The following is a 7,180-nucleotide window of genomic DNA, read 5'->3' on the forward strand; positions in this document are numbered from 1 at the left end:
ACGAACGCAACGAAACCAATGTGAAAGGTGTATTCGCTGCGGGTGACTGTACAACAGTGCCTTACAAACAAATCATCATTGCTACAGGTGAAGGCGCGAAAGCATCACTTTCAGCATTCGATTACATTATCCGTTCAGGTCAGTAATAAAAGAAAAGGCCAGTGTGTTCCCCATACACACTGACCTATTTTCTAAGCGTTATTGTGAATATTGTTGTTATCAATATTCTCGTTTTATAGGAACTTTGGATGCTAACACCGGAGTTCCTTTTTTTATCTGCAAGATAAGAATCAAAATGTCCCCACGCATTTTGATCCCGTTCTTTGCCCATCGTCTATTTTTGTTTTACAACCTTATTTTTATACTTTCCCCAAGGTTGTTCTTTTTAATTGCTAAGCTTATAAGCAATAAGTATTCCAAAGTGGCGTTTCATATTAAGACTTGAATAAATTCAATCCTTTAAATTTTTTTATTAACTGCTCTTGCGTTTCCACATGCTCGGGATGGGGCACGATGCACTCAATTGGACAGACATCAACACAGGTTTGAGTTTCATAAAAACCCACACATTCTGTGCAGCGGTCTGTATCAATTTTATAGACCTTCGCACCTTCATAAATCGCTTCATTCGGGCACTCGGGTAAACACATATCGCAGTTAATGCATTTGTCAGTAATGAGTAAGGCCATAGCGAACCCAATTAAGCCTGATAAGCCAAAGAGGATGCAGAAATATCTGCCGTCGAATTTGGTAAGTTACGAATGAGCAGGGCATAAGTCATATCGACATCGGCAGGCACAGGAATATCCACGATATGGCCTGAACCTTTCGCATCTTCAATGGAATTACCTTTTTTGTCTTTAATTTCAGTCAATGTGAACGTGATGTTGCCTTTAGTGGTCATTAGTTCCAATGAATCACCCACCACAAAACGGTTTTTCACATCAATTTTGATGTAGTCGCCATTGCGCTCTAAAACTTCACCGCAGAAAATTTGGTGGTCAAAACTTGATGAACCGTTTTCATAGTTTTGATATTCTCTATGCACATGGCGGCGTAAGAAACCTTCGGTATAACCACGGTTTGCTAAACCTTCGAGCTGAGTCATCAGTGATGGGTCAAAGTCTTTGCCTTGCAGCGCATCATCAATGGCTTTACGGTAAATTTGCGCAGTACGGGCACAGTAGAAATAAGACTTGGTACGACCTTCAATTTTCAGTGAATGAATGCCTATCTTGGTTAAACGGTCAACATGCTGAACGGCACGTAAGTCTTTAGAATTCATGAAATATGTGCCGTGTTCATCTTCTTCGGCAGCAAAAGCTTCTTCGTCATTACGTTGTAATAACACTGGTTCAGAAACTTGGTTTTGCGCTTGCATGTGCAGTTCATCTGCATCTTTTGAGCAGCAACCAGATTTTTTTGCTGTATCAATATTTTGTACAGGAATCACATCGCCATTGGCATCTTCAGCGGTTTCAGACACTTTGTATTCCCAACGGCAAGCATTGGTACATGCACCTTGGTTGGCATCGCGTTTGTTCATGTAGCCAGATAACATGCAGCGGCCTGAATAGGCCATGCAGAGTGCGCCATGAACAAAGACTTCAATTTCCATGCCCGGGACTTGCGTTTTAATTTCTTCGATTTCTTCAATCGACAGTTCGCGTGACAAAATCACACGGGTTAGACCCATTTTTTGCCAAAATTTAACCGTTGCCCAGTTTACGGCATTGGCTTGAACTGAAAGGTGAATGTCAATTTCAGGGAAGTTTTCGCGCACCATCATAATCAAACCAGGGTCTGACATGATCAGTGCATCAGGCTTCATTTCAATGATTGGTGTAAGGTCACGAATAAAATTTTTTAATTTTGAGTTATGCGGCTGGATGTTGACCACCACATAAAACTTTTTACCCAAAGCATGGGCTTCGTTAATGCCAATTTGTAAGTTGTCATGATCGAACTCGTTGTTACGAACACGTAAGCTATAACGTGGCTGACCTGCATAGACGGCATCTGCACCGTATGCGAAAGCATAGCGCATGTTTTTCAGTGAGCCGGCAGGTGATAAGAGTTCAGTTACAGTCGTGATGCTCATGACAAAAATTAAGGCATATAAAAAATATGGCTTTATTGTATGAATCTAAAAAAATGATTCAACCTAGTAAAAAGCTCGGAATTATAGATCCAAAACACTGTTATTTTCACCGAATAGCGAATAATATATATGCATATTCGAATATGCATATATATTATGGATCAACTGAATTTTTTTAAATGTTTGTCAGATCAAACGCGTCTCGACATATTGACTATTTTGCTGCTGCGCGGTGAAAGCTGTGTCTGTGATTTGATGACTGCCTTAGATTTAAGCCAGCCGAAAATATCCCGTCATTTGGCCTTATTACGCAGTGCCAAAATTTTGCAAGATCGCCGCCAAGGGCAGTGGATTTATTATCAAATTCATCCTGAATTAGAAACGTGGTGTGTCGATATTTTGAAACTAACGCTGCAGCATAATCCACGTGCAGAGCAATTTAAATGTACTGAAAATGCAGCGCCATGTTGTGACTAATATTAAGAGTAACACTATGAATTTTTTATTTTTATGTACAGGTAATAGCTGCCGCAGTATTTTATCGGAAGCGCTTTTTAATGCACGTGCACCGCAGGGCTTTAGTGCGTGCAGCGCAGGCAGTCAGCCTTCAGGTAAGGTGCATCCGCTGTCATTAAGAACCTTGCAAAGTTTGAATATTTCCACAGAAGGTTTGTGGAGCAAAAATATGCAAGATTGCGAACAGTTTAATCCTGAAATTGTGGTGACGGTATGCGGTTCTGCCGCAGAAGAGCCTTGTCCATTATATTTAGGCAATGCGATTAAAGTGCACTGGGGCTTAGAAGATCCTTCACATTTAGATTGCGAAGATGATGAAAAAATGCAGGCATTTATGCAGACAGTAGAGCATATTCAACGTCGTTTTGATGCCTTTTTTGCCTTGGATTTAAACCAATTAAGCAAAGAAGATTTAATTATTGAGCTGAATAAAATTGGTCGGATTGATTAATTAAATCGCAATTCTGCAAAAATAGAAGCCTGTTTTTTGTACATGGCTTTTCATTTTTGCGTCTTAGATTGATAAGTTGAAGATATGCAAACTGCAAAATTATCCTTTTTAGATCGTAATCTCACGCTGTGGATTTTTATTGCCATGGCACTGGGTATTTTGATCGGTTATTTATTTCCGCAGGCATCAACTGCTTTAGAAAGTATGAGCTTAGGCACGGTTAATTTACCGATTGCCATTGGTTTGATTCTGATGATGTATCCACCTTTGGCAAAGGTGGATTACGCCAATTTGCCGCAAGTGTTTCAGGATAAGCGAACGTTGGTGTTGTCACTGGTACAGAACTGGCTGATTGCACCGTGTTTGATGTTCGCCTTAGCGATTATTTTCTTACAGAATTATCCTGAATATATGACGGGGCTGATTTTAATTGGCTTGGCGCGCTGTATTGCGATGGTCTTGGTGTGGAATAACCTTGCTTGTGGTGATAATCAATATGTGGCTACCTTGGTGGCATTTAACAGTATTTTCCAAATCCTGTTTTTTAGTACATACGCATGGTTATTCTTAAGCTTCTTGCCGCCATATTTTGGTGTGGCAGGGCAAGTGATTGATGTCGGTTTTTGGACTATTACCAAAGCGGTGCTCATTTATTTGGGCATTCCATTTTTATTGGGCTATCTCAGCCGGACACTTTTGGTGAAACAAAAAGGACTAGATTGGTATCAAACGAAGTTTATTCCAAAAATTAGTCCGCTGAGTTTATTGGCACTGCTGTTTACCATCGTGGCGATGTTTAGTCTAAAAGGCGGTGAAGTGCTGAGTCTGCCAATGGATGTGCTGCGCATTGCCATTCCACTGACCATTTACTTTGTCGTAATGTTTTTCATTAGCTTCTTTATGAGCAAGTTGATGGGCAATGACTATGCCAAAACCACGGCGATTTCCTTTACTGCAGCAGGCAATAATTTTGAATTGGCGCTAGCAGTGGCGATTGCTACTTTTGGTTTGGCCTCACCTGTGGCATTTACCACCGTTATTGGGCCATTGGTTGAAGTACCTGTGCTGATTGCTTTGGTCAGTGTGTCTTTATGGCTACGTAAAAAATATTTCTCAAATGCAGGGGCAAATGCTGAATGAGTACTGATTTATCAAAGACTGATCTAGCGAATACAGATCTTCCAAACATTGAGATGGACTTGCTTGAGCAACCGACCTTTGCAAATGTGCAGGCGCAAGAACTTGCGCATCCACCACGGATTTTATTGCTGTATGGTTCAAACCGTGAACGTTCTTATAGTCGTTTAGCAGTGATTGAAGCGGGTCGTATTCTTGAACATTTTGGTGCTGAGGTGAAAATTTTTCATCCTAAAGGTTTGCCTTTACCTGAAGATGGCGATGCGACACATCCGAAAGTGCAAGAATTACATGAGCTATTGGCTTGGGCGGAAGGGATGGTGTGGTGCAGTCCTGAGCGTCATGGTGCGATGACTTCTATTTTAAAAGCGCAAATTGATTGGATTCCATTGGCTGCTGGGGCAATTCGCGCCACGCAAGGAAAAACCCTGGCCTTGATGCAAGTGTCTGGCGGTTCGCAATCTTTTAATGCGGTCAATCAAATGCGCATTTTAGGCCGTTGGATGCGTATGATCACCATTCCAAATCAATCTTCTGTGCCGAAAGCCTTTTTGGAGTTTGAGGAAGATGGCCGTATGAAAGCGTCGAGTTTGTATGACCGAATTGTCGATGTGATGGAAGAGTTGTATAAGTTCACGTTATTGACCCGTGGGCAGTCAAGTTATTTGACCAACCGCTATTCAGAACGTAAAGAGTCGGCAGCTGAATTGTCTAAACGTGTTAATCAAAAATCAATTTAATACATGATTTGATGCCGCTTATTCAGCTTCAAGCTGTTTTAAGATTTGGCAATGATCAATGGTGCTTTGTGCATTGCAAGATTGGCGGAGCTGCTGTAATTCCTGTTGGAATTTATGCAGTTCTGCCAATTTTTTTTCGACTTGTGCTAAATGCAGATCAATAATTTCATTCACCGCCTGACAGTTTTGCTGTGGTTGCTGTTCGAGTTCAATTAAAGTTTCAATTTCTTTTAAAGATAAATCAAGCGCACGGCAGCGCTGAATAAACAGCAGGCGTTTTAAGGCATCTTCAGAATAATAACGGTAATTATTGTCCGCCCGAAATGAGGGCTGAATCAGCTGTTTGCTTTCATAAAAACGAATGCTGTCGGTTGTTAATCCTGTTTTTTTACTCAGTTCACCAATTTTATAAGTTGCCATGCTTGACCTTAGAGTTACTCGAGGGTTTTTAATGACTATAACCTGATCAATACTGAAATGCATGGGAGTTTTGTATGGCTTGTACTTGCAGTCATGAACCAGCACCGCCAAAGCCAAATAGTAAATTTCGCACCGCGCTTTGGATCGCCTTATTCATTAACTTAGCGATGTTCTTGGTTGAGCTGATTGGTGGCGCTTATGCGCACTCTGCATCACTGTGGGCGGATTCTTTGGATTTCTTTGGTGATGCTGTCAACTATGGTGTGTCTTTGGCTGTATTGGGGGCGAGTCTATATTGGCGTGCGACAGTTGCACTGTTAAAAGGGCTGACGATGGCGGCCTTTGGCTTCGTGGTCATTGGTAAAGTCATTTACTCTTATATGCAAGGTATCCCGCCTGAAGCGATCACCATGGGCGCGATTGGTGTTTTAGCCTTGGTGGCCAACGTGATTTCTGCGGTGATCTTATATGCCTTCCGCGATGGCGATTCCAATATGAAGTCGGTTTGGCTATGTAGCCGTAATGATGCGATTGGCAATGTGGCCGTGATCTTGGCTGCAGTGGGGGTGTTTGGTACAGGCAGTTTATGGCCAGACATTATTGTGGCAGGAATTATGGCGGTATTAGGTTTAACGGGTGGTTATGCGGTGATTAAGCAAGCTTTGAAAGAGCGAAAAATAAAAGTAGAAGCACCAATGAACTGCTCTTAATTTACAATCTGCAACTTTTTTATCAATACAATTTGCTTTATAAGAGATGCGCTAGTCTTTAGTCCAAGGCTAGCTGTCTATGTCTAAAAAATGTAGAATATAGAAAATGAATATAATTATGTTATTGGGTAAAGGCTCAATAAATTAGAAAAAAGTACAGATTTATATGAAAATTGAAAGAAAATGGTCAGTGTACTAAAGAAAATATAATCAACATCTTTTATGATTTTATCTTTATCAGCTTTCTGTTTTTATTTAATTTTCAGTAAATATAATTTTTAAAATTACAATTAAGAATTTTTTATTATGCTAGGCAAAATACTTGCTGTATTAGAAAAATTAGGTTTATCCGCTCAAAAGCGTGCCATTCATGCGCAATTTTCCAATTCTGCTTTGAATGAAGAGCTTTTTATTCAACGTATTGATGGGGAGCATGTCTTAAACCAAGGCCTGCAAGCGACCCTGATTTGCTTATCCACCAATGCATTGATTCCGCTGAAACAATTTATTGGTGTACAAGTTGCTGTTGATCAAGTGACAGATCGGGGCGAACTGTTTCGGACTACGGGTATCATCACCGAAGCCACTCAAGGCCAGAGTGACGGTTCACTCACCCTATATAAACTTACGTTAGAAGATGCAACGTCGTTGTGGCATAAACGTCGTAATAGCCGTGTGTTTATGAATAAATCAGTGCGTGATGTCAGTGAAACTATTTTTAAAGAATGGCAAAGCAAAAGTCCACTCTTTGCATCCAGTCTAATGCTTGATCTAAGTGGTTTAAGCCAAAACTATGATGTTCGGCCCTTCATCATGCAGTCGAATGAAAGCGATTATGACTTTTTAACCCGACTTTGGCGTAGTGAAGGCATTAATTGGCTCATTGATGAAGCACAGCTGAAAGTGCCACATTCCTCAGTACCAATTGAAAAACAAAAACTCCGCTTGATTGATGACAATAGTCAATATCAAGCGCTTAGCCGTCGCAGTATCCGCTTTCATCGTTCTAGTGCAACAGAGCAACAAGACAGCATCACTAGCTTTATCGGTGAGCGTAGCATTCAACCGACAGCAGTACATGTGCAACGTTGGCAAGCTGATGGCC

General features: G+C 41.0%; 9 protein-coding genes and 1 pseudogene. 7 read left to right on the plus strand and 3 right to left on the minus strand.

Annotation, left to right across the window (positions count from 1 at the left end):
• A pseudogene (locus HYG93_RS18800) lies at positions 1-146 on the plus strand (pyridine nucleotide-disulfide oxidoreductase); the annotation flags it as partial.
• Positions 147-434: 288 nt separating this feature from the next.
• Here HYG93_RS18800 and HYG93_RS18805 read toward each other — a convergent pair.
• Positions 435-689: a YfhL family 4Fe-4S dicluster ferredoxin gene (locus HYG93_RS18805; RefSeq protein ID WP_106986747.1), complete on the minus strand. Its 255-nt coding sequence runs from the start codon at positions 687-689 to the stop codon at positions 435-437.
• Positions 690-700: 11 nt separating this feature from the next.
• Positions 701-2,101, minus strand: a complete 1,401-nt coding sequence (gene yegQ, locus HYG93_RS18810; RefSeq protein ID WP_178962776.1) for a tRNA 5-hydroxyuridine modification protein YegQ — start codon at positions 2,099-2,101, stop codon at positions 701-703.
• A 156-nt stretch (positions 2,102-2,257) separates the two neighbouring features.
• On the opposite strand from yegQ, the gene HYG93_RS18815 reads away from it, so the two are divergent.
• The 4 genes from HYG93_RS18815 to arsH all read left to right on the plus strand — a co-directional run bounded on the left by HYG93_RS18815 (position 2,258) and on the right by arsH (position 4,945).
• Entirely contained in the window at positions 2,258-2,578 is a 321-nt protein-coding gene (locus HYG93_RS18815; protein ID WP_106986745.1) for a metalloregulator ArsR/SmtB family transcription factor, read from the plus strand.
• Between the two features lie 16 nt (positions 2,579-2,594).
• Complete coding sequence (locus tag HYG93_RS18820) at positions 2,595-3,068, plus strand: arsenate reductase ArsC (RefSeq protein ID WP_106986744.1); 474 nt, start codon at positions 2,595-2,597, stop codon at positions 3,066-3,068.
• 84 nt (positions 3,069-3,152) lie between these two features.
• Positions 3,153-4,208, plus strand: coding sequence for an ACR3 family arsenite efflux transporter (gene arsB / locus HYG93_RS18825; protein WP_106986743.1), 1,056 nt, complete (start codon positions 3,153-3,155; stop codon positions 4,206-4,208).
• The gene (gene arsH, locus HYG93_RS18830; RefSeq protein WP_106986742.1) at positions 4,205-4,945 is read left to right on the plus strand and encodes an arsenical resistance protein ArsH; all 741 of its coding nucleotides are present in this window, start codon (positions 4,205-4,207) and stop codon (positions 4,943-4,945) included. The genes arsB and arsH overlap by 4 nt, the downstream gene beginning before the upstream one ends.
• A gap of 18 nt (positions 4,946-4,963) precedes the next feature.
• Here arsH and HYG93_RS18835 read toward each other — a convergent pair whose 3' ends face one another.
• A complete protein-coding gene (locus HYG93_RS18835) occupies positions 4,964-5,365 on the minus strand; it encodes a Cd(II)/Pb(II)-responsive transcriptional regulator (protein ID WP_106986741.1) in 402 nt (133 codons plus the stop codon).
• Positions 5,366-5,439: 74 nt separating this feature from the next.
• On the opposite strand from HYG93_RS18835, the gene HYG93_RS18840 reads away from it, so the two are divergent.
• Together HYG93_RS18840 and HYG93_RS18845 are read left to right on the plus strand one after the other, a co-directional pair.
• On the plus strand, positions 5,440-6,075 hold the full coding sequence (locus HYG93_RS18840; RefSeq protein ID WP_106986740.1) for a cation transporter: 636 nt from the start codon (positions 5,440-5,442) through the stop codon (positions 6,073-6,075).
• Between the two features lie 306 nt (positions 6,076-6,381).
• Positions 6,382-7,180 (plus strand): phage late control D family protein (locus HYG93_RS18845; RefSeq protein WP_178962777.1); only part of this gene is annotated, 799 nt, incomplete at its 3' end.

Origin of the sequence: Acinetobacter sp. SwsAc6, from assembly GCF_013391565.1 — a bacterium.
GTDB lineage: Bacteria > Pseudomonadota > Gammaproteobacteria > Pseudomonadales > Moraxellaceae > Acinetobacter > Acinetobacter cumulans.

What these genes read in the sequence shown, in the direction of transcription:
- arsH (WP_106986742.1), top strand. Translation starts at nt 4,205, where the DNA reads ATGAGTACTGATTTATCAAAGACTGATCTAGCGAATACAGATCTTCCA.
- HYG93_RS18815 (WP_106986745.1), top strand. Translation starts at nt 2,258, where the DNA reads ATGGATCAACTGAATTTTTTTAAATGTTTGTCAGATCAAACGCGTCTC.
- HYG93_RS18820 (WP_106986744.1), top strand. Translation starts at nt 2,595, where the DNA reads ATGAATTTTTTATTTTTATGTACAGGTAATAGCTGCCGCAGTATTTTA.
- HYG93_RS18835 (WP_106986741.1), bottom strand. Translation starts at nt 5,365, where the DNA reads ATGGCAACTTATAAAATTGGTGAACTGAGTAAAAAAACAGGATTAACA.
- yegQ (WP_178962776.1), bottom strand. Translation starts at nt 2,101, where the DNA reads ATGAGCATCACGACTGTAACTGAACTCTTATCACCTGCCGGCTCACTG.
- HYG93_RS18805 (WP_106986747.1), bottom strand. Translation starts at nt 689, where the DNA reads ATGGCCTTACTCATTACTGACAAATGCATTAACTGCGATATGTGTTTA.
- HYG93_RS18840 (WP_106986740.1), top strand. Translation starts at nt 5,440, where the DNA reads ATGGCTTGTACTTGCAGTCATGAACCAGCACCGCCAAAGCCAAATAGT.
- arsB (WP_106986743.1), top strand. Translation starts at nt 3,153, where the DNA reads ATGCAAACTGCAAAATTATCCTTTTTAGATCGTAATCTCACGCTGTGG.